At 59.1% G+C, this 21,418-nt stretch carries 15 protein-coding genes; 14 read left to right on the top strand and 1 reads right to left on the bottom strand.

The window, feature by feature from the left end; all coding sequences use genetic code 11:
- Nucleotides 1-573 precede the first annotated feature (573 nt).
- From FHS18_RS23320 to FHS18_RS23300, 5 genes are all read left to right on the top strand, one after another.
- Nucleotides 574-1,485, top strand: coding sequence for a GyrI-like domain-containing protein (locus tag FHS18_RS23320; protein ID WP_183602779.1), 912 nt, complete (start codon nucleotides 574-576; stop codon nucleotides 1,483-1,485).
- Between the two features lie 240 nt (nucleotides 1,486-1,725).
- Nucleotides 1,726-2,940: a copper amine oxidase N-terminal domain-containing protein gene (locus FHS18_RS23315; RefSeq protein ID WP_183602778.1), complete on the top strand. Its 1,215-nt coding sequence runs from the start codon at nucleotides 1,726-1,728 to the stop codon at nucleotides 2,938-2,940.
- Between the two features lie 195 nt (nucleotides 2,941-3,135).
- Nucleotides 3,136-3,705 (top strand): histidine phosphatase family protein, encoded by a 570-nt coding sequence (locus FHS18_RS23310; protein ID WP_343060643.1) that lies wholly within the window; start codon nucleotides 3,136-3,138, stop codon nucleotides 3,703-3,705.
- Nucleotides 3,706-3,750: 45 nt separating this feature from the next.
- Nucleotides 3,751-4,170, top strand: a complete 420-nt coding sequence (locus tag FHS18_RS23305; protein WP_183602777.1) for a GNAT family N-acetyltransferase — start codon at nucleotides 3,751-3,753, stop codon at nucleotides 4,168-4,170.
- Nucleotides 4,171-4,206: 36 nt separating this feature from the next.
- Nucleotides 4,207-5,031, top strand: a complete 825-nt coding sequence (locus tag FHS18_RS23300; protein ID WP_183602776.1) for a metallophosphoesterase — start codon at nucleotides 4,207-4,209, stop codon at nucleotides 5,029-5,031.
- A gap of 55 nt (nucleotides 5,032-5,086) precedes the next feature.
- Here FHS18_RS23300 and FHS18_RS23295 read toward each other — a convergent pair whose 3' ends face one another.
- Entirely contained in the window at nucleotides 5,087-6,199 is a 1,113-nt protein-coding gene (locus FHS18_RS23295; protein ID WP_183602775.1) for an ATP-binding protein, read from the bottom strand.
- Nucleotides 6,200-6,442: 243 nt separating this feature from the next.
- Between FHS18_RS23295 and FHS18_RS23290 the strand changes: the two genes are divergently transcribed.
- From FHS18_RS23290 to FHS18_RS23250, 9 genes are all read left to right on the top strand, one after another.
- A complete protein-coding gene (locus FHS18_RS23290; protein WP_183602774.1) occupies nucleotides 6,443-9,130 on the top strand; it encodes a (Fe-S)-binding protein in 2,688 nt (895 codons plus the stop codon).
- A 30-nt stretch (nucleotides 9,131-9,160) separates the two neighbouring features.
- Complete coding sequence (locus FHS18_RS23285) at nucleotides 9,161-10,957, top strand: acyl-CoA dehydrogenase family protein (protein WP_183602809.1); 1,797 nt, start codon at nucleotides 9,161-9,163, stop codon at nucleotides 10,955-10,957.
- A 32-nt stretch (nucleotides 10,958-10,989) separates the two neighbouring features.
- On the top strand, nucleotides 10,990-12,744 hold the full coding sequence (locus tag FHS18_RS23280; protein WP_183602773.1) for a long-chain-fatty-acid--CoA ligase: 1,755 nt from the start codon (nucleotides 10,990-10,992) through the stop codon (nucleotides 12,742-12,744).
- Nucleotides 12,745-12,906: 162 nt separating this feature from the next.
- Nucleotides 12,907-13,113 carry a hypothetical protein gene (locus FHS18_RS23275; protein WP_183602772.1) on the top strand — a complete coding sequence of 69 codons (207 nt, stop codon included), beginning with the start codon at nucleotides 12,907-12,909 and terminating at the stop codon, nucleotides 13,111-13,113.
- A gap of 212 nt (nucleotides 13,114-13,325) precedes the next feature.
- Complete coding sequence (locus FHS18_RS23270) at nucleotides 13,326-13,514, top strand: hypothetical protein (RefSeq protein WP_183602771.1); 189 nt, start codon at nucleotides 13,326-13,328, stop codon at nucleotides 13,512-13,514.
- 630 nt (nucleotides 13,515-14,144) lie between these two features.
- Nucleotides 14,145-14,876: a type I methionyl aminopeptidase gene (gene map, locus FHS18_RS23265; protein ID WP_183602770.1), complete on the top strand. Its 732-nt coding sequence runs from the start codon at nucleotides 14,145-14,147 to the stop codon at nucleotides 14,874-14,876.
- Nucleotides 14,877-15,030: 154 nt separating this feature from the next.
- On the top strand, nucleotides 15,031-17,754 hold the full coding sequence (locus FHS18_RS23260; RefSeq protein ID WP_183602769.1) for a CHASE3 domain-containing protein: 2,724 nt from the start codon (nucleotides 15,031-15,033) through the stop codon (nucleotides 17,752-17,754).
- A gap of 198 nt (nucleotides 17,755-17,952) precedes the next feature.
- Nucleotides 17,953-19,611, top strand: coding sequence for a response regulator transcription factor (locus FHS18_RS23255; RefSeq protein WP_183602768.1), 1,659 nt, complete (start codon nucleotides 17,953-17,955; stop codon nucleotides 19,609-19,611).
- Nucleotides 19,612-19,617: 6 nt separating this feature from the next.
- The gene (locus FHS18_RS23250; protein ID WP_183602767.1) at nucleotides 19,618-21,417 is read left to right on the top strand and encodes a cache domain-containing sensor histidine kinase; all 1,800 of its coding nucleotides are present in this window, start codon (nucleotides 19,618-19,620) and stop codon (nucleotides 21,415-21,417) included.
- Nucleotide 21,418 lies beyond the last annotated feature (1 nt).

Below are 21,418 nucleotides of genomic sequence, written 5' to 3'. Positions count from 1 at the left end.
ATCGTGAACACAAGCCAATCACCAAAGCAGATGCACTCATGCCGCGCACCATCATGCGCGCTCCATATAACGGTGGATACCGTCTGTGCTTAATCTTGACACCCTCATGGCAGCTACCCATCCGTCGCGGTAATCAAAGATCGCCTTAGAATGAATCTGCACATGCGCGTATCGAACGTTCGGCACAGCTTCTCGGGGAGGATGCGGATGCGTCCGGGGGCAAACATTGGCTTGCAGCGGCTGCCAACTCTCTGGAGAATGCCTCTCGTACGTGCGTGTTCCCGTCATGGAAGTTGATTATTGTCGGAATAGTCTTGTTATACTCCCACGCATGCGGAATGTCAAGCGCCAACAATAGGGAGTGTCTTGTGATAGCGATTCCATCGAAAGCAGCACGCGTTCACGCCTTCGAAGTTTTACGCATGAGGCGAAGTACCGGTATTGGCACATGCAGCATGCCATTCCTTAAGTTTGCCGCCTGCTCGCTTCTACCTGCTTCATGAAGTGTAAGGAAGAGTAGGAGCGCTGACGTTAGCTAGTTCGCTAGATTGAACGAAGAGGAGGAATGAACGGATGCTTCAGTTATCGATGAATCGGTTGATGGACGCCCGGATCGAACTGGTCGGCGAGATGGAATTGGTCGGCATTCGCGGAATCGAGGAGTATGAGACGAAGGAGCTGTTGCTGGAGCAGCTGAACGAGCATCGGCGCGAGATCCCGCATCAGCTGGGAACGGACACGTATGTCGTGGAACTCGAGGATGGCCTGATGGTCGGCGTGCGGGTGGCGGAGGTCGGGGAGCTCCCCCAAGGGATGGTGCCCTATACGATCCCTTCCGCGGAATATACGGTTTTCCGGTTCGAGGCGCCGGATTCGGATCTGATCTGGCAGCATCTTCATCTGCCGGAAGTGCAGGCAAGTTACGATCTCGACGGCGAAGCGCCGCGATTCGAGGTCATTCGGAACAGGGGGCCGGAAGACGGAGGGCAGGAGATCTTCGTCCCGGTCCGTGCGCGCGAGGTCAAGGTTGTCGCGCTTGGCGAGTTGAAGCTGGTCGGACTGCCGCTGCTGGCACGGAATCGGCAGGAGGTAGAGGGGGGCATACGGGCGGCGATGAAGGAGCTGGCCCATCGGCTGCAGGAGATTCAAGGGCTGACGGCGGCTGAGCCGCTGCCGATGATCGGCGTGTTCGTTCCGGCCGAAGAGACGCAAGAAGGAAGCTATCTGCTCTGTACGCAGGTAGAGGATTTTACCGCCGTTCCCGACGGCATGGCGCACTTGACCGTCCCGGTGCAGTCCTATGCGACCACGCTGCATCAAGGCTCATCTTCCGCGCGGCTGCGTGCCTGGGAGCAGCTCGATCATTGGATCGCCCTTCAAGGGTATGAACGGATCCAGCGGGCATGGCATCTGGAGATCTACGAGACGTTCGACGCGCAGGCCGACCTTGTCCACGTGACGCTCTACAGCGCGGTAACCGTATAGGAGTGAATACCAAGAGCAAGCCCGCGCAGATAGCGGAATATCGCGGGTTTTTCGAAAAATGGCAGGTATCCGCTTCTCCTGACGAGTGATGTCACGCGGCAATGACGCTTTATCGGACTTTCTGTCGAAGCGACGAGAAGGCGCAAATCCTGCATTGACAGGCCGCTTCCACGTGCGTTAGTCTACGAGCAATTCATCGCTAGAACGCTCATGAAACCATCGCCCGTGGAGGTTATCCGATTGAAGCTGAACTCGTGGAGAAGCGCGCTTGCATTCCTGTTCGTTCTTATGCTGACCACCCCTTACGCCCCAGCGGTCATGGCTGCTCTGCCGAGCGTGGCGCCGCAGCCGATTCAAGTGTACGTGGGCGAAAATAAGCTGAAGTTTGCCGTCTATCCGGTGGCGCATGCGGATACGGTCTATGTGGAGTTCCGAGGCCTGTTCCAGGCATTGGGCTACGCAGTCGCTTATGACCAGAGCGACCATATCATTACGGCGGCAGCCGAAGGACTCCTCATTCGGATGGAGCTCCGAACCGGGCATACGTTCGTGAATGGCCGCCAGGCTAACGCGCCTGCGCCCCTTGTCGTGAACAGCCGCGCGATGGTGCCGATCCGCTTCGTCTCCGAAGCGACCGGCTTCGAGGTGAACTGGGATTCACGGAGTCAAGCGGTGCGGCTCCTCGAACCGCAGTTGACCCAGCGCCAATCGGAAGCGATCGGCGAGCTGCTGATGCAATACGAGGCGGACAGCAACGGGCATCGGATAGAAGCGATGCTCGCGGCGTTCACCGAGGATTCGCCGATCTTAACGACGGCCGATCCCGACGCGATGCGGGAGGAAGCCGATGCCAGGTCGACGGTTCATTTTGAACGGGTGCATGTCGAGTTGTCCGGGCCCAAAGAGGCGGAGGTCACCATGAAGGCGGTCTATTCGCGGGCCGCCGGGGCGAGCGGGTTCTTCCTCAAGAGAGAAGAAGCCATGGCGCTCGCTATTCGTCAAATGCCGGATGAGACTTGGAAGATTTACGATCTTGCGGTTACATCGGTCTCTTACCCGGACGCGGCTTCTTGGCCGAAGCAAGCCGTGGATGTGCCCGAAGCCGAGCGGACGGCCATCATGGACGTGATCGGCGCGAGCGCGCAAGCCATGAATGAAGAGAACGTGGATGCTTTGGCCGGCGCCTATGAGCTGACCGAGGTGGAGGACGCGGCATTCCGCTACTTCTATGAGGCGGTGTTCGCGCAGGCCGACTATACGTTCACGGTGGAGCAAGCAAGCGTCATTGCCTACGAGGATGGACTGGCGCATGTGTACGTCGTGCAGGAGGAGCGTAGCTATGCGCTTCGGTTCCGATCCCAGTACGTGTACCAGCTCAGGAAGACGGAAGATGGCAAGTGGCTGATCGATGACGATGTGGCGGCGATCGGGTCCGAGGAGCTGCCGGTGCGTTGATCCGCTGCGTCGGAAGAAGGTGTGAGCCTGAAGTTCAATGTCATTAAGATAATACCTTAATGGCATTGACCTAACGGTTCATGCCTTTTTCTTTTGAGATCCCTTGCTTGCATGATCGCGCCCGGCTAGAAGTCTGTCGTTTACGCTCCTAACGAAATCTTTTATAATGGTTGGAAAAGTTTAGGGGGACGTGCTGTGCCTACAACGGTGTATATGATCCGGCATGCGGAGGCTCCCTTCATCCCCGGTCAGGAACGAACGCGGGGGCTGTCGGAGGCGGGACTTCAAGCGGCTGAACAAGTGGCGTCGCGGCTGCGCGGCCAGCGGATCGACGCGGTCGTCTCCAGCCCTATGGCAAGGGCGATTCAGACGGTGCAGCATGTAGCGGAGGAGCGGAAGCTTACCATACTGCTGGCGGAAGTGCTGCGGGAACGCATCATTCATGCCGAGGATGTAGAGGTGACTTGGGCGGAACGGGAATCGGCGATCGAGCGGTCGTTCGCGGATCCCGACTATGCGCTGCCTGGAGGCGAGACGACCCGTCAGGCGGAGGAGCGGGCATTGCCGGTCTTGAAGCGGCTGCTCGCCCAATATGAGGGACAAGCCATTGCGGTCGGCACGCATGGCCAGATTATGACGATTATGATGCGCGCGTTCGACGGGCGGTACGATCATGGCTTCTGGAAGCGGACGACGATGCCGGATATCTACCGGCTTGAGTTGGAAGGCGAGCAGTTGCAGCGCGTGGAGCGGCTCTGGGGCTAGAGCGGACCGGCAGCAACAACGAGAAGCGGAAGGAGCGGGCGAGGGATGGAACTGAACTATCGGGAAATGACGATCGGCGATTACGAGGCGGCGTTCGCGTTGTGGCAGCAGACGGAGGGCATGGGCATAAGCGAGGCGGACGAGAAACCGAACATCGCGGCTTATTTGGCACGCAATCCGGGATTGAGTTTCGTGTGCGAGCATGAAGGGAAGCTCGTCGGGACGATACTATGCGGGCATGACGGACGGAGAGGCTTTATCTACCATGCGGCGGTCAGGCCGGATTATCGCGGGCATGGCATCGGCCGGCAGCTGACGCAGCGGAGTCTGGAAGGTCTGCGGGAGGCGGGCGTGCACAAGTGCCATCTATTCGTCCTCGAGGATAATCAAGCGGGCGGCCGGTTCTGGGGCGGATCGGGCTGGTCGCAACGAAGCGGTATCCTGTTGTTCTCCAGGAATACGTAGGGATGGCCGGTAGGGCAGCGGAGGTGAAAGTGACTGATGATGATGGCCTTCGGGATTGGGGCGGCAAGCCTGCTCCTGCTGCTGGTGATCGTTCGGTGGCAGACATGCGCGCTTGTCGTGCGGGAGTACCGGATTGAAGCCGGCGTGGACAAGCGTGTCACGCTCGTGCAACTATCCGATCTTCATGGACGAACGCGCTACTGGGGGCGTTCGCTCGAGCAGGCGGTTCGTGACGCGAAGGCGGATGTGCTGTGCGTGACCGGCGATCTGGCGAGCAACGGCAGGCAGTTTCCGAGGGTGCTTAAGCTGCTGGAACATCTACCTTGCCGGCATAAGCTGTTCGTGCCCGGCAATTACGAAGTGGAGGAAAGCCGTTGGCTGCGCAAGCGGCGGCTGACCGATCCGGAAGCGCAAGAACGCCTCGATGAAGCGGGCAAGGCGATGGAAGTGCTCGTGAACCGAGGCGTCCTGCTCGATCTGGAAGGGACCCGGTTGTACGTATACGGCTTTGACAATTCGATATACGGACGCGAGGCGTGGACGGAGGATCCGTCAGCGGGACGCAAGGCGGACGCTACGATTCTGTTGGCCCATTCGCCTTCGGTCATCGCCCGGGTCGAATCGCTCGGCCTGACGTACAAGCTGCTGCTCGCCGGCCACACGCATGGAGGGCAAATCCGATTATTCGGCCGAACCTTCGGCGCGTATCGCCATTTTCATTGCGGGATGAAGGAGCAGCGCCTTGCCCAATGGTTCCATATTTCCCCGGGACTCGGGACGGTGAAAATTCCGATCCGCTGGCGATGCCGGCCGGAAGTAACCGTCTTCCGCCTTGTCCCGGCAGGCGCGCGAGGCGAATAAGAAGCGAAGAAGACCTTGACTGCAGGGAAGCTGCGGCCAGGGTCTTCGTTATGTTCTAGTATACGGCGATGTCGAGCTTAGGGTAGTTCGCTTGAATCTCGGCGATGCGGGAGAGAATGCCCTCTTTACTGAAGCTGGCGTTAAAAATCTCGCTGTCGGGCTTGAACGTCATGCTGGTGCCGGTCTCTTGCGTAAGGCCGACCCGCTGCGGCTCGCTCTGCGGAATGCCATGCTTGAACTCCTGCCGCCAGACGCGTCCCTCGCGGCGAACCTCGACGGATAAATGGGACGACAGCGCGTTGACCATGGGCATCTGAATGCCCTTAAGTCCGCCCGGGACAAGGACGGAGGCGCTCGTATTGCGCTTGCCGATCTCGGTCAGCACGGCCTGCAGGGGCAAGGTGCGGGAATCGGGAAGCGCCGAGATCGGGATGCCCCGGCCGTTATCCGTGACCGTCAGGCTGCCATCTGTCTGCATGATGAGGCCGATCCGAGTGCAATAGCCGGCTTCATGCTCGAGCAGACTGTTCTCTAGGACAGCCCATAGCAGGTGATGCGGGTCGTATTCCGCCAGCTCTTCGCCCAAATAAGCGCCTGCATGGTTCCGGACGTCAGCGAGTTCCATGTAGAGGCTCGTGTCGAGCAGATCGCTGATGGAAGACAGCAGCAACAGCAGCGGCAATACCCGATGGGCAGGGACGGAATAGCGGCCGCCGCGTTCCTCTTGGACGAGCAGATCGGCGCCGAGCAATGCCTTCGTATGGTGGTATAACTGGCCTGTCGTTCCCATGTGGAGCTGGTCGACGAGTTCCGCCCCGGTCAGGGGGCCGCGCAGGACGGCGGTGAGAATATCCAGCCGCTGTTTGCTGCCGAGAGCGGCTAACACTTTCGCGCCCCGGTCGCTGTCGACCGTTAACAGCTCACTCACCTGGCGCTGCTGCGGCGGAAGGCGAAATCCGCCGTGGCCGCGGAGTTGGCCGGCGTAGAAGAGCGTGCCGAGCAAATCGAATTCCGGGGTACTGGAATCCGGCAAGGGGGAGTCGGACGATAGGAATCCCGGCGATTCGGCGGGACGGCTCGTTAGCAGCGGTTGGAGCAGCTGCTTCAGCTCGCGGAGCTCTTGGGCCAGCGCATCGATCTCCGTACCGTAATCTCTAGTCGTGGACAATGAACATCACCTCATCTTATTATTCAAATACGTAATTACGTAACTACGTATATCATAACGTAGTTTGCTCTGTCTGTAAACTCCGACCAGGAAAAGGGCGACACCAGCCTGCAGGGCTGCCGACCTGTCATGCCTGAGCGCAAGCAGTCATATAGTGGAAGTATAAGTCATAATGTAAGCGCTTTATAACTTGTCCCGATCAGGCATCGAGGTGTGCGGCAGGCTGATGAAGGAGGGCATTTTATGAGGCAGCTTCTATCTATATTGGCCGAGCACCCGTGGGATGCGATGCATATCCTCCTGCTGCTGTTGGCTGTTGCCATTACGTTAGGGAAAGGAGCGATGGCTGCAAGGGAGGCGGCGCGTTCGATCCGCATGGGACGAAGTTCTCCTGCCTCGTTCCCCGTTCATGCAGGCAGGCCTGCTGCGCAACGAACCGGACTTCGCTATGGCGCTTCAGCTGCCGGGATCCCGAGACATCTCGCCAAGGGGCATGGCAAGCAAGGAGGAACTGGACAGGGCAAGCGGAAGCCGAAGGGCGGCAGCGTGCGCGGTAAGCCCAATTCCCAAGGGAAGCAAGAGCCGGCAGGCGTTCGGATCCGCCGCCTTATGCAACGGCGCCACTGGCGTACGGGTCTTGCCTATCTGCTGCTGGCCTGCTGCGGTCTCCTTCTTTCCCTCGGGTTGTTTCTAGGGCAAGGACAGCTGCTTGGCGTTCAGTTGGCCTCCCCTGACGAGCTGCGGTTGCTGCGCCTGCTGCAGGAAGCGGGGGGCGTCCTCATCGGTTGTTGGCTATTGGCGGTTACGATTCGACTGGCGGCGGGGAGGGAACTGCGAGTACGGCACAAGAGGCGGGATCCGGATGGAAGGCGGCCCTTCCTGCTCGGGCTGTGGCTGCTGATCGTCCTGTTGGTCATCGCTTTCGATAAACGGCTCGAGCAGAGCGGCGCTCGTTCCGAAGCTGCGGCCGCGAGCCTCTATACCACAGATTCGCTTGGCGTTCATGCCGCCGCGCAAGGAGAGGGGACGGGAAGTCCCGCCCCAATTCAAAGGTCTGCGATAACAAGTCTTGCCGAGCTATGGGACTCGAATAGGAAGGAATACGCAACAGCAGATTGGCTGCCGGCCAAAGAGGAGCCTGCGCGGTTCGATGAGCTTCTGATGTGGAAGACGCTCTTGACCATAAGGGAGCAATGGCTGCCGCAGACGGAGTCGTTCCTTGCCGAGGAGCAGGCTGTCCCGTCCCTTCCTGATCCGATAACGCCCACGGATTACACGTTGACGGGTTTCCTCGCCGCTGCCCTTGGGAGGCTGGCGCTAAGCGAAGCCATGACGAGCACCGTCGGGGGAACCTTGCGTCTGCTGCAAGATGCGGGACTGCTTGCGCTGCTCATTCTGGTGCCGCGGCAGCGGATGCAGCAGCTGATCGTCCTGCCGCTGCTGATAGGGCATAAGCGAGGCGAGCCGAGGCGTGCGCTGCAGCCGCTAGCGCTGGAAGAGGACATGGAAGGTCCGCTGGGCGTGCGCGCGATCGAGCAGTTCGAGCGCAGCGAGCTGCTCGAGCTGCATGCTTGCATCACATGCGGAATATGCACGGCCGTATGTCCTTCGTCGCTTACAGGCAAGCTGCTGTCGCCGATGCATCTGGTCGCGAAGCTGCGCGTCCATCTCATGGAGAAAAGCGCGGCGGTCAACCCCAGGACAACGTCATGGGTGGCCGCCGATCAGTCAGCTCATTCAAGCGGCGCGCATGTGATGAGGCGCGCGCTGCCGCTGTGGGTCCCGGGATCAGGAGGACGTGGAACGTCGACCGAACCGACCGCGGCAGCGCAGCGCAACGGGTGGTCGCCGGTGTCTGGCCGCTCGCCTCTGGATGTGGAGCTGATCGGCGAAGTAATTACGGATGACGAGCTGTGGGCCTGCACGACCTGCGGCAGCTGCGACGCGCATTGCCCGGTTCACGTCGAACCGTCGAAGCTGGTGACGGCGCTGCGCAGAGGGCAGGCGCTGACGGAAGGGACCGTTCCGCCCGGGCCGCAGCAGACGCTGGCGCGAATCGAGCGATACGGCAATCCGTGGGGACTGCCGAAGCTAGGGCGCAGCGCCTGGATCGCTCAGTACGAAAGCGCGACGGGTAGACCGCTGCTCAGCGTCCAGGCAGCCCGTTTGCGCGGCGAGCCGCTGCCGGCGCTCGTCGTATGGGCGGGGACGATGGGCGCTTATGACCCGCGTAGCGCCAAGGTACTCTTCGCGGTGCTCCGGCTGCTGCAGGAAGCGAAGGTCCCCTTTGCCGTGATGGGCGGGGAGGAGCGCAGCTCGGGGGATACGGCGCGGCGCATGGGGGATGAGTTGCTGTTTCAATCGCTGTGCAAGGAGAATATCGATACGCTGCACAAGTATGGCGTGAAGCATCTCGTTATGATCTGCCCGCATACGTACCATGTGATGAAACAGGAGTACCGGGACTTCGGCCTTGACCCGAATATCGTGGTCGAGCATCATCTGACGCTGCTGGCCCGGCTCGTCAAGACGGGCAGCCTTCGCCTTGCCTGGCGGGTCGAGGAACGCGTCGTCTATCACGATGCCTGCTATCTCGGGCGCTATAACGATGAGTACAAGGCGCCGCGCGATCTGTTGCGCGCGATGTCTGGCGTGAAGCTGATCGAGATGGAACATAACCGCAGCCGCAGCTTGTGCTGCGGGGCAGGCGGGGGGCTCATGTGGAGCGAACCCCGGACCGGAATTCCGATGAATGAAGCCCGGACCGCGGAGGCGCTGGCGGCGGAACCGACGGTTATCGCATCGTCCTGCCCGTTCTGCCTGGCGATGCTGGAGCAAGGCGTATCCCGGCAGAAGCAAGTCCTTCCCGTGAAAACAAGGGATGTGGCCGAATTGTTGTTCGTTAGCGTTTTTGGCTATGGAGAGGTGTGACAGCTAGGCAAGAAAGGAGCGATCCATATGATGAGCAGCGGACACAATCGATGGGGCGGACGGTTCGTCGCCGCAGATTTGCCTCCGGAGGCGATGGCGACCCCAGAGGATTTCACGGAGGAACAGCGGCTGCTAGGCCAGGCGGCGGCAGCTTTCATCGCGGGTGAGGTGCGCCCCCGCAAAGAGCAGCTCGATACCGTGAATTATGAGCTGACGTTGGAGCTGTTAGACAAAGCCGGCGGTTTGGGCTTGCTGGCGGCAGACGTGCCGGAACGTTACGGCGGCTTGGGACTGGATCTGATCAGCTCGGCACTGCTGGCGGAGTCGATCGCGGAAGCCGGTTCCCTGGCCATCACGATCGCCGCCCATGCTGGGATCGGGACGCTGCCTATCGTGTATTTCGGCTCGGAGGAGCAGAAGCAGCGATACTTGCCGGATCTGGCGCAAGGCAAGCGGTTCGCCGCTTATTGCTTGACGGAGCCCGGGGCAGGCTCGGACGCGATGAGCGTGAAGACGAGGGCGAGGCTGTCGCCCGACGGCCAGCATTACATGCTGAGCGGATCGAAGGTTTTCATCACTAACGCGGGCTTCGCGGATGTGTTCATCGTCTATGCGAAGGTCGACGGCGACGACTTTACCGCATTTATCGTCGAGCGGGGCATGCCGGGGTTCACGATCGGGCCGGAAGAGAAGAAGCTGGGCCTTAAAGGGACTTCGACCTGTCCGCTGTACTTCGACGAGACGCCGGTGCCGATCGCCAACGTGCTTGGCGAGGTGGGCAGAGGGCATACGATCGCGTTCAACATCCTGAACATCGGCCGGTTCAAGCTCGCAGCAAGCTGCGTCGGCGGGGCCAAGGAGCTCGTTGCGCTGTCGGCGCGTTACGCGAATACGCGCAAGCAATTCGGGCGCGTGATCTCGGCCTTCCCGCTGATCGGGGCGAAGCTTGCGGACATGAATATCGCCGCATACGTGATGGAGAGCATGGTCTACCGTACAGCGGGTTGGATCGATGATCTGCTTAGCCCGGGCGGAGGCCAGGAGGCGGCGGATGCCAAGGCATCTGGTGCCCGAGCGGCGGAAGCGATCAGCGAATACGCGCTGGAATGCTCGATTAACAAAGTATTCGCCACCGAGCTGCTCGACCGCATGGCGGATGAAGCGCTGCAGATTCATGGCGGCTACGGGTATATCGAGGGTAATCAGGTGGACCGGATTTACCGGGATGTGCGCATTAACCGGATTTTCGAAGGGACGAACGAGATCAATCGGATGCTCATTCCAGGCATGCTGATGAAAAAAGCGCTGCGCGGCGATCTGCCGCTGCTCCGCAAGGCGCGCGCCCTCCAGCACGAGCTGATGCAGCCGATGCCGCTGCCCGCATTCGACGCGCCGCTGGAGAAGGAGAGTTACCGGATCGGGCAAGCGAAGAAGACGTTCCTTGCGGTCGGCGGACTCGCCATTCAGAAGTATGGCCTGAGCCTCGAGCAGCAGCAGGAGGTGCTCAGCCTGCTGGCGGATATGATGATTCACATCTACGCGATGGAAAGCGCGGCCCTCCGTACGCGCAAAATGCTGCAGCGCACGCCGGCGGAGGCCTCGCAGGCGCAGCTTGCAATCGATATGACGGCTGTATTCGTCCACGAGACGATGGAACAAATCGAGCGCGAAGCGAAGACGGCGCTTGCCGCCCTGGCAAGCGGAGAGGCGCTCAATGCGCAGCTGGGCATTCTGCGGAAGCTGATGCGCGCGCCGCTGACCGATACGGTCGGCCTGAAGCGGGGCATTGCGGCCGCGGTCGTGCGCAGCGGCAGCTATATGATCTGACTTGCAAGAGGAAGAGGGAGGCGACCCAAGCAATGGAAGAGGCGCAGCGCTTTGAACGTCCTTGGCACAAGCACTATCCGCTTGATATCGAAGCGGATGTCGAGATCCCGGATATCGCCGTCCATGATCTGCTGCAGCATTCTGCTACGGTATTTCCGGATCATGGCGCGCTTGAGTTTTTCGGCAAGACGACGACGTACCGTGAGCTGCAGCGAGCGGCGACCGCGATGGCGGCCGCTCTGCAGGCTTCCGGGATCGGTAAGGGAGACCGCGTCGCCGTCATGCTGCCGAACTGTCCGCAGACCGTCATCGCGTATTTCGGCGCGCTGATGGCCGGGGCCGTCGTCGTGATGACCAATCCGCTCTACGTTGAGCGCGAGCTCGCCCACCAGCTTAAGGACAGCGGTGCCTGCGCGATCATCCTCCTTGACGTGCTTTACCCGCGGTTGGCGAAGGTGAGGGGCGAAGTTCCGGAAGAGGGGCCCCTTCCGCAGTTGAAGCGGGTCATCGTGACTTCGATTCAGGACGCGCTTCCTTTTCCGAAAAATATCCTCTATCCGCTGAAGCAGACCGGGGCCATGAAGCCGCCGAAGATCGCGTACGGACAAAATGGCCTCGTATCCTATAAGCGGTTCATGCGCTCCGGGAAGACGTTCGCGCAGGTTGACGTCGAACCGTCTTCCGATTTGGCGCTGCTCCAATATACGGGCGGAACGACGGGGCAGGCGAAAGGCGTTATGCTCACGCACCGGAACTTGATCGCCAACACGAAGCAGAATGCCGCATGGTGTAACCGCCTTCAAGACGGCAAGGAACGGTTCCTCGCCGCGCTCCCCCTGTTTCATGTGTTCGGTTTGACGGTATTAATGAATCAGGCGGTCCTCCGCGGGGGACTGCTTCTCCTGCTGCCGCGTTTCGTGCCGGATATGGTATTGGAGTCGATTCGCAAACATCGGCCGACCGTATTCCCGGGCGCTCCGACCATGTACGTTGCGATCATGAATGCGCCGAACGCGCATAAATATGATTTATCGTCGATCCAAGCATGCGTCAGCGGGGCCGCTCCGTTGCCCCTTGAGGTGCAGCAGCGCTTCGAGGAGCTGACGGGCGGGAAGCTGATCGAAGGCTACGGCTTGACCGAGGCTTCCCCGGTTACGCACGCGAACCCGCTCTGGGGCCGCCGCAAGACCGGCACGATCGGGCTGCCGCTGCCTGGCACGGACGCCAAAGTCGTGGACCGGCAAACCGGCGAGACGCTCCCGAGCGGCGAAGTAGGCGAACTGCTCGTACGCGGACCGCAGGTGATGGCCGGCTATTGGGAACGTCCCGAAGCGACGGCCGAGGTGCTGCGGGACGGGTGGCTGCAGACGGGGGACTTGGCGACGATGGACGAGGAAGGCTATTTTGTCATTGTCGGACGACAGAAGGATGTCATCATTGCAGGCGGCTTCAACATTTATCCGCGGGAGATCGAGGAGGTGCTGTATGAGCACCCGGCCGTTCGTGAGGCCGCCGTCATCGGCGTTCATGACCCTTACCGCGGGGAGACGGTGAAGGCGTTCATCGTCCTTGCGCAGGGGCGGCAAGTATCGGCTGCGCAGCTGGACCTTTGGTGCCGGGAACGGCTCGCTGCCTTCAAGGTGCCGCATGCGTATGAATACCGTGACGAGCTGCCGATGTCCATGATCGGGAAGGTGCTGCACCGCAAATTGAAGGAGGAGACGTCTGCAAACTTGAAGCCCCCGGCGGAAGAACCGGGCAGCGATAAGGAGGAGGACAACCGGTAAAGCGGCGTGGTAGCGAGACCTTGGAATGTAAGCGATGAGTAATCGGAATGTTACAATGTTACAATTTTGTAGCAGCAGGTCCACCACGTTGAAAGCGTTCTCCCTTTCCCCTATACTTAGCCTATAACTGGAAAAATGGGTGGAGAAGGGGGAGGGACGATCATGGTTAGCTCGTGGATTACGACCGTAGTTATCTTGTTTGGCGTGCTCGTCGCCATCATCGGCGTGTTTGCATACCTGCGTATGTACAAGAATAGCACGTGGTCAGCCCCCCGCTCCAACGAACAAGCAACGCCATTATCCGTGTTTCCGCCGGAAGATCCGGCTGCGGAGGAAGTTAGTGTTTCGACTAAAATCGACAAAAAATGATCTTAAAGGAAAATATAGATGATGTTCGCTTTTCAATCTCTCTTTATAAATGTTATAATTAACTGACAAATAAGAAAATTGTTTCTGCATGAAGTCGCCTGGATCAACCGGCTAGTTCTTACATCTTGGACCATAAGAGGCGTCTACATTTCAGACAGAGAGCTCTCGTACATGTTGCAAGGACCGCCATCCGATGATTGGGAGGGGATTTCATGGCGAAACGAAGCCATAATGAAGTCAAGGAAAGCCTGAGGGAACTAACGAGAATTTTTCAACCTAAGGATTCGCGTAAATTCGTGAAGGACTACTGCCGCAAGTATCGGATCACCGGAGGGTACGAGGACGAGCTGACGATGCTGGTCGAACATGAGATGGGGAGACTCCGCTCCTCTGTAAGTTAAAACGGTTAAATATAAGCCTTGTCCCGATGTGGACAGGGCTTTTTTGTACCTGTTTTTAAGCTTTACAAAAACGTAAAGTGGTCCGCGAAGCGGACGCAAGCGAAGGCCAACATGGTGATGCGCATTACGTGCTACGCAGAGGTCACCTCCCCAAGGCACAACGTAACGAACGAAGCTCGAAAGAAGAGCTTTGTCCCCGACAGTGGGACAAAAGCGGGCTTAGCTCGAAAGCGTAAAGCGTGTCCGCAAGGCGGACGCAAGCGAAGGCCAGCACTCTGATATGCATAACGCACTACGTGGAGGTCACCTCCCCAAGGCACAACGTAAAGAACGAAGTTCGAACGAAGAGCTTTGTCCCCGACAGTGGGACAAAAGCGGACCCACAACGAAAGGACACATCGAAGACGGCCGCGTGCCGAGTCACGCCAATTACGGGTGTCAAGAGGGCCGTGGCCCTTTGTTCCCCTCGGCGGAGGGGGAAGGGGCGAGGGAGAAAGCAAAGGTCTTAGGGGCGCAGCCCCTCAAAAACTAGCGGGGTCCAAGGGGCAGCAGCCCCTCACAACTATCCGGGGTCGAAGGGGCGACAGCCCCTATCTCCCCTCCGAGGAGGGGCCAAGGGGAGGCATCACTATGAAAAATGCAGAGGAGATCCGCCTGATCCGCAAAGCAGGCGCGATCGTGGCCGCCTGCCACAAAGAGATTGCCCGGCGCATTCGCCCCGGCGTCACGACAGCCGAGATCGACGCTTTCGTCGAAGGCTTCATGCAGCAGCACGGCGCGCGGCCGGCGCAAAAAGGGTACCGGGGCTACCGCTATGCGACCTGCGCCTCGGTCAATGACGTGTTCTGCCACGGATTTCCCACTGAGCAGCCGCTGCGGGCGGGCGATATGGTCACGATCGATATGGTCGCGGAGAAAGACGGCTGGATGGCCGATTCCGCCTGGACCTATGCGGTAGGCACGCCTTCCCCGGAGGCGGCGCGCCTCATGGCAGGCGCGAAGCAGGCGCTCTATGCCGGCATTGCGCAGGCCGCGCCTGGCCGCAGGCTCGGCGATATCGGCCATGCGGTGCAGGCTGCGGCGGAGCAGGCGGGACTTACGGTCGTCGAAAGCTTCGTCGGGCACGGCATCGGCCGGCAGCTGCACGAGTCGCCGCAGGTGATGCATAGCGGCCGGGCAGGCACGGGCAAACGGCTGCGCAGCGGGATGGTGCTGACGATAGAGCCGATCCTGACGCTCGGCCTTCCCTATGTGAATGTCGACGCCGATGGCTGGACGGCGCGAAGCTTCGACGGGAAGTGGTCGGCCCAATATGAGCATACGGTTGCCATTACGGATCAGGGGCCCGTGATATTAACGTGAACGCTCGACCTGGCTGATGGGTTGGCGTGCACATACGTAAGACGGGGAATACGGCACTCACCGGCATTTCGGTTGCCATGGCAGCTTTCTCCCGCCCTGTAGTATAATTCAGATACATTATGTACTAATCCATTTTGCGGGCAAGGGGAGAACCATGCGAAAGCGTGTACGTTTCGGAATCCAGACCAAAATCTTAACCGGGTATATTGTCGTCATTCTATGTTTGCTTATGTCCATTGTCGTGATCGGAGGAAGGCTGAGCGACCAGCAGAAGGAAATCAAGTTTATTACCGAGCATGATTTCATCCTGCAGGAGGTCACCAGCAGCATCGAGAAAGCACTGTTTGATATGGAGACGGCGCAGCGGGGCTATATCATTACCGGGGATAGCAGCTACTTGCCCCCCTATACCGAAGGCCATGCCAAGTGGGAGGAGGATTACGCCACGCTTGCTGACCTGGTGGCCGATAATCCTTCGCAGCTGCAGCGGCTCGAGACGATACGCGCTTCCATTCTCGAATGGATTGCGACTGCGGGAGAGCCGACGATTGAGCTTAAGCAAGCAGGCAAGGAGGAGGAGCTGCGCGAGTTCTTCCAGAGCGATATCGGCAAGGCGCACGTGGATGAAATCCGCGAGCAATTCGACGAGTTCCGAGCGGTCGAGAAGTCGCTCGCGCAGACCCGCGCCGAAGAGCTCAATCAGCAGGGGACCTATCTGCGCTGGTCGCTTGGCGTTATTGTGCTCCTTATCGTAGCGGTGGCGGTATTCGTCGGGATAGCGATCTCGCGCGCCATTGTGCGTACGATTCGCGAGGTTGAGCAGGCGATTCGGGAGATCGCCGTCTCGGACAGCGCCGGCAACAGACGGATCGAAGTCCGGACGGACGATGAGATCCGCGATCTCGGGGACGCAACGAATCTGCTGATCGCCAATCGGGCGGACAGCGAATGGCTGGAGTCGAGCTTGGCCAAGTTGGTCGGCCGTCATCAGGGCATAACGGACATGGAGAAGTTAGGCGCCTCCTTCATCCGGGATATAGCGGAACATACCGAGGCCTATTGCGCGGTACTCTACATCAAAGGGCAGGATCAGCGGAGGAAGACGCTGGTGCGTCTGGCTTCCTACGCCGTCGTAGAGGCAGAGCTCGGCGTGCCGGCCATCCGCCTCGGCGAAGGGCTTGTCGGCCAATGCGCGGCAGATCAGCGGATATTCAGCTTGGAGGGGATGCAGCAGACCCACCTGCACATCCGCTCGGCGCTCGGAAGTTCGGCGCCGCAGAGCATTCTGATCGTGCCGATTGTATTCGAAGGCGAGACGGTGGCGGTCATGGAGCTCGCTTCCTTCAAGCCCTTCACGGAGCTGGCGCGCAAGCTCATCGTGCGAGTCGCCGAGACGTTCGGGGTGACCATTAATAGCGTCGAGAGCCGAATGGAGATCGAAAGGCTGCTGCGCGAGTCGCAGACGATGATGGAAGAAATGCAGACGCAGCAGGAGGAGCTTCGAATTACGAATGAGCAGCTGGCGGAGCGGGGGTATTTTGCCGAGGAGAAATCCAAGGCGCTCGCGCAAACGCAGGTCGAGCTGGAATCTTATGCGGCGGAGCTTGCCCGCAGCTCGCAGTACAAGTCGGAGTTCCTGGCGAACATGTCGCATGAACTGCGGACGCCGCTGAACAGCATGCTCATCTTGTCGCAGATGCTCGCGGAGAACCCGAATCAGACGCTCAGTATGGAGGAGCAGGAATACGCCAAAGTCATTCATGGAGCAGGGGAGGATCTGCTGCTCCTCATCAACGACATTCTGGATTTATCCAAGGTGGAGGCCGGGCAGCTCGACATTCATATCGATCGGATGGATACGACGGAGCTCCCGGTCGTGATGCGGCATCAATTCGGGCAGCTGGCGGAGAAGAAGGGGCTTGCCTTTGCGATCGAACGGGAGGCGAACACGCCGGACTGGATCTTCAGCGCGGAGCAGCGGGTCTATCAAATTCTGAAGAACTTGCTGTCCAATGCGTTCAAATTTACCGAGCGAGGCCAAGTCGTCATGACGCTGCGCGGCTTCGATCCGGCAATGGACCAAGCGGCTGCGGATGTGATGAAAGACCCGGTTGCGCTCGTTATGGAAGTGAAGGATACCGGCATCGGCATACCGCCGGAGAAGCTGCAGATGATCTTCGAGCCATTCCGCCAAGCGGACGGGACGACGAATCGCAAATATGGCGGCACCGGTCTCGGTTTGTCGATCTCGAGGGAATTGACCCGGCTGCTCAGAGGCTACCTGACGGTCGAGAGCCGGGAAGGGGAAGGCTCTTCGTTCACGCTCTATCTTCCATCGCTCCAAGAAGGAGCCGCGGCAAATAAAGGGCTCGCCGAGGAGAATGGATTAATGCGTCTGCAGGCGGCAGCTGCAGACGCTGCGCTGGACACAACGGCGATCATGGCACGCACACGCTTCGGCCAATCATCTGCAGAATTGCCTGGGCTGCCGCATGAGGAAACGTTCAGAGGCCGGAAAGTGATGTTGGTCGACGACGATATCCGCAACGTTTTCGCGCTGACGAACGCGCTCGAGCAAGCGGGCATGGAGGTCATCGCCGCGCATGACGGGCAGGAGTGTCTGGATCAGCTTCGCAGTCATGAAGACATCGAACTTATCATTATGGATATTATGATGCCGGTCGTGGATGGCTATGAGGCGACGCGGGCGATTCGCTCGAATCCGAAGTTCGCCTCGCTGCCGATTATCGCGCTGACCGCCAAAGCGATGAGGCAGGACAGGGAGCTGTGCCTTGCAGCCGGCGCATCCGACTATATCAGCAAGCCGATTGATATGAACCAGCTGTTCTCGCTGATGCGCGTATGGATGGTGAAGTAAGCGGGGCGTGACCGAAGCCGCATGGAAAGGTGAACAACCTTTCATGCGGTTTTTTTTGCCGCGTTAGGAAGCTAGTTATCCTCATGGTTTGTAACGCTTCCCACTTCCGGTATAATGAGTCATGTTTTAGGAATGATGCAACGATGAAGATTGTATTCGCGAACAGGGGGAACTCCCCGTGTTAAGGAGGAGCTATAGATGTACAAGCTATTGCTTGTCGATGATGAGATTGACGTGCGTGAAGGGCTGCTGCACGAGATCGACTGGGAGGCGCACGGCTTCACGGTCGTAGATACGGCCGAGAACGGGCGCGAGGCGATGGAGCTGGTCGAACGGCTTACCCCGGACGTCGTGCTGACGGATATTAGCATGCCGTTCATGGACGGCCTTGCGCTGTCCGAATGGATCCGCCGGGAATATCCGAATACGCGGATCGTGCTGCTGTCGGGATTCGATGAATTCGAGTACGCGCAGCGCGCCATCAAGCTCGAAGTGGAAGAATATGTGCTCAAGCCCTTCGATGGGGAACAGATTACGCAGACGCTCGATAAAGTGCGGGCGCGGATCGAGGCGGAGATTGCAAGACGCGAGGATATGGAGCTGCTGCGGGAACATTACCGGACGAGCCTGCCGGTGTTGCGCGAGACGTTCCTTGCATCGCTGCTGTCCCGCAAGCTGCCGCACAGCCAGATCGCGGAGAAGGCCCGGACGTATGGGCTGACCCTCGAAGGAGCCAGCTATATCGTCTCGGTCGCAAGTCTCCAACAGTTCGATGATTCGGCCGGCAGCGAGGATGGCGCTTCGGAAGCAAGGCGCGTCAGTTCGCTGCGGGCGTCGGGCGATCTGGACCTCCAATTATTCGCCGTCCTCAATATTGCCGAGGAGCTGTGGAGCAAGCAGGGGCTAGGACGCGTCTTTATTCACCAGGACCATCTGGTCCTGATCGCCATTTCGTCGGAGGCCGATCCTATAGGACTGCTGAAGGAGACGCTTACGGTGCTGCAGGATGCGATTGCGCAGATTGACCGCTTCTTGAAGCTGTCGATTACGATCGGCGTCGGCGAGCCTGTATCGAAGCTGGCCGAGCTGAAGGACGGCTATGAAGGAGCGCTGCAGGCGCTGGATTACCGGGTACTCGAGGGCAGTAACCGGATCATTTATATCGGGGATGTCGAGCGCCGGTTCGTCAACCGTCTTCGTTTCGACGAGCTGAAGGAACAGGAACTCGTCCGCTGTCTGAAGGTGGGCACATCCGAAGAAGTGCGCCAGGTGGTCAATGAGCTGTTCGATGAGATTGTTCGTACCGAGGCGTCCTATAAGGACTACCAGGTCTATGTCATCGAGATGCTGACCGCGGTGCTGAAGGCGGCCAAGGATGCGGATGCCGATCTGGAGGCGCTCTTCGGCGGCAGCGGCCGGATCTTCGCCGAGATCGAGCAGCAGGAATCGCTTGCCGCGACGCGCGAACGGTTCATCAGCTTGTGCACGAAGCTGGCGCAGACGATCTCGAGCAGCCGCCAACACTCGTATAAGCAGCTCGTTCAGCAAGCGATCGATTTTACGAAGGCCAACTATACGGACAGCAATATATCGGTGAACCAGGTGTGCAGCCATCTGCATATTAGCGCGGGGTACTTCAGCAGCGTGTTCAAAAAAGAAACGAAGCTCACCTTCGTCGCTTACTTGATGAATATCCGGATGGAAGCGGCGAAGGAGCTGCTCAGGACGACCGAACTGAAGGCGTTCGAGATCGCCGAGCGCGTCGGCTTCTCGGACCCGAATTACTTCAGCTTCTGCTTCAAGAAGCAGGTGGGCATCTCGCCCAAAGAATACCGCAACAAGTCGCAAGAGGAATAATACGCGATGCGCAGCAGCATTCAATTTATTCTAACGGTGTCCTTCTCGTTGTTCTCCGTCGCCGTCATCGCGATGTTCGGCCTTCTTCTCTACGATAAATTCTCGCAGACGGAGGAGCAGAGCGCCATCTTAAGCACCCAGCAGATCGTCGAGCAGGTGAGTTATAATCTCGAGGATTACGTGCGCAGCATTACCGACGTATTCCGCGTCATCGATCAGACCATTCAAGCCGGAGGCGGGGCGCAGAGCGATACGGTCGCAAGCGAACTGAAGGCGATCCTGCGTACCAGAGAGGACATCGTCTCGCTCGCGCTGTTCACCGAGCAGGGCGAGCTGATCGAGAGCATGCCGCGCCAGCAGGTGCGAAACTCGATGCGGCTGACGGATCAGAGCTGGTTCAAGAGCGCGACGGATACGCCGGGCCACTTAAGTTTCTCGCTGCCCCATATCCAGAATATTTACCACGGCTCCTACCGCTGGGTCGTCTCGATGAGCAAGGGCATCACGATCAAGCAGAACGGCGTGACGCAGAACGCGGTGCTGCTCGTCGACGTCAACTTCAAGCAGATCGACGAACTGAGCCAACGCGTCAGCCTGGGTCAAAAAGGCTATGTTTACATCATCGACGATTCGGCCGGCAATATCGTCTATCACCCGCAGCAGCAGCTGATCTACATTGGACTAAAGTACGAGAACGTGGAGCAGGCGCTCAAATATGCCTACGGCTCCTATATGGACGATTCGACCGGCGAGGACCGACTGATTACGATCAAGACCGTCAATAACATCGGGTGGAAGGTCGTCGGCGTCTCCTACATGGATGAGGTGATGACGAGCAAACAGGAAGTAGGCGATTATATCGTCCGGATTCTGCTGCTCGTACTGCTGCTCGTACTGATCATCTCCGCCTTTATGTCCGCACGGATATCGAGGCCCATTAAGCAGTTGGAGAAAGCGATGAAGTCGGTCGAACGGGGCGAATTCGGCACGCCCGTCACGATTCGCGGCGCGCTGGAGGTCGAGCGGCTCTCCCAGCGCTACAACATGATGATGGGGACGATCAAGCAGCTGATGAATCAGATCGTCGCCGAGCAGGAGGCCAAGCGCAAGTATGAGCTGGAGGTGCTTCAGGCCCAGATCAACCCGCATTTTCTGTACAACACGCTTAATTCGGTCGTTCGCATGGTCGGAATGAGCAAGAATGAGGAGATCGTCAAGACGATCACGTCGCTGTCGAAGTTGTTCCGGATCAGTCTGGGCAAAGGGCAGGCGATTATTACGGTGAAGGAAGAGCTGGAGCATGCCCGCAACTATCTAACGATTCAGGAGATCCGCTTCAAGAACAAGTTCCACTTCACCCTGGAGGCGGATGACGAGGTGCTCGGGTTCCGCACGCTCAAGCTGATCCTCCAGCCGATTATCGAGAACGCAATCGTGCACGGCATCGAGCGGATGGTGGATGAGGGCTATATTGAGGTGCGCGCGCAGTTGATCGGGGAGCGTGTCCGCTTCACCATTAAAGACAATGGCCTCGGCATCGACGAGAAGACGCTGCAGAAGCTGAACAGCGGCCAGGCCGTCGGCACTTCGGAGCCGATCCTCCAAGGATCGGGTTCGGGATCGGGCGCGATGCCGGTCAGCTCGGGGTCCGGGGTTGGCGTGCATAATGTGCGCGAGCGAATCCGGCTGTACTACGGCGAGGAATATGGCCTGACTTACGAGAGCGAGCTGGAGGAAGGGACGACCGTGACCATCGAGATTCCAAGAAGGATCGGTACGGGCGATAAGAAAGAGGTGGACGTTTAAG

It is taken from the genome of Paenibacillus phyllosphaerae (assembly GCF_014192105.1).
GTDB lineage: Bacteria > Bacillota > Bacilli > Paenibacillales > Paenibacillaceae > Paenibacillus_Z > Paenibacillus_Z phyllosphaerae.
The sequence above is the reverse complement of the archived record's forward strand: the minus strand, read 5'-3'. Positions and strand labels throughout refer to the sequence as shown.

What these genes read in the sequence shown, in the direction of transcription:
- FHS18_RS23300 (WP_183602776.1), top strand. Translation starts at nt 4,207, where the DNA reads ATGATGATGGCCTTCGGGATTGGGGCGGCAAGCCTGCTCCTGCTGCTG.
- FHS18_RS23320 (WP_183602779.1), top strand. Translation starts at nt 574, where the DNA reads ATGCTTCAGTTATCGATGAATCGGTTGATGGACGCCCGGATCGAACTG.
- FHS18_RS23275 (WP_183602772.1), top strand. Translation starts at nt 12,907, where the DNA reads ATGGTTAGCTCGTGGATTACGACCGTAGTTATCTTGTTTGGCGTGCTC.
- FHS18_RS23280 (WP_183602773.1), top strand. Translation starts at nt 10,990, where the DNA reads ATGGAAGAGGCGCAGCGCTTTGAACGTCCTTGGCACAAGCACTATCCG.
- FHS18_RS23290 (WP_183602774.1), top strand. Translation starts at nt 6,443, where the DNA reads ATGAGGCAGCTTCTATCTATATTGGCCGAGCACCCGTGGGATGCGATG.
- FHS18_RS23260 (WP_183602769.1), top strand. Translation starts at nt 15,031, where the DNA reads ATGCGAAAGCGTGTACGTTTCGGAATCCAGACCAAAATCTTAACCGGG.
- FHS18_RS23305 (WP_183602777.1), top strand. Translation starts at nt 3,751, where the DNA reads ATGGAACTGAACTATCGGGAAATGACGATCGGCGATTACGAGGCGGCG.
- FHS18_RS23270 (WP_183602771.1), top strand. Translation starts at nt 13,326, where the DNA reads ATGGCGAAACGAAGCCATAATGAAGTCAAGGAAAGCCTGAGGGAACTA.
- FHS18_RS23250 (WP_183602767.1), top strand. Translation starts at nt 19,618, where the DNA reads ATGCGCAGCAGCATTCAATTTATTCTAACGGTGTCCTTCTCGTTGTTC.
- FHS18_RS23255 (WP_183602768.1), top strand. Translation starts at nt 17,953, where the DNA reads ATGTACAAGCTATTGCTTGTCGATGATGAGATTGACGTGCGTGAAGGG.
- FHS18_RS23285 (WP_183602809.1), top strand. Translation starts at nt 9,161, where the DNA reads ATGAGCAGCGGACACAATCGATGGGGCGGACGGTTCGTCGCCGCAGAT.
- map (WP_183602770.1), top strand. Translation starts at nt 14,145, where the DNA reads ATGAAAAATGCAGAGGAGATCCGCCTGATCCGCAAAGCAGGCGCGATC.